The following is a 426-nucleotide window of genomic DNA, read 5'->3' as shown; positions in this document are numbered from 1 at the left end:
GACTACACGGGTATCTAATCCCGTTCGCTACCCTAGCTTTCGTTCCTCAGCGTCAGAAGAGACCCAGTAAGCCGCTTTCGCCACCGGTGTTCCTGATGATATCAACGCATTTCACCGCTCCACCATCAGTTCCGCTCACCCCTGTCTCCCTCTAGCACCCCAGTATCGGGCGCAATTCTTCGGTTGAGCCGAAGGATTTCACACCCGACTTAAAGCGCCGCCTACGCACCCTTAAAGCCCAGTGATACCGAAAAACGTTCGTACGGTTCGTCTTACCGCGGCTGCTGGCACGAACTTAGCCCGTACTTCCTCTGAGGATAGGTCAAAACGAAGAGATTACCCTCCGCCCATTCCTCCCCTCTGACAGCGGTTTACAACCCGAAGGCCTTCATCCCACACGCGGCGTCGCTCGGTCAGGCTTTCGCC

1 rRNA gene is annotated in these 426 nt (G+C 56.3%); it reads right to left on the bottom strand.

The annotated features are described in order from the left end of the window. A 16S ribosomal RNA gene (locus ACTHS4_RS11645) occupies nt 1–426 on the bottom strand; the annotation flags it as partial.

Origin of the sequence: Neisseria sp. P0014.S009, assembly GCF_051958155.1 — a bacterium.
GTDB classification, from domain to species: domain Bacteria; phylum Pseudomonadota; class Gammaproteobacteria; order Burkholderiales; family Neisseriaceae; genus Neisseria; species Neisseria flavescens_C.
This window is presented reverse-complemented; position numbering and strand designations above follow the sequence as displayed.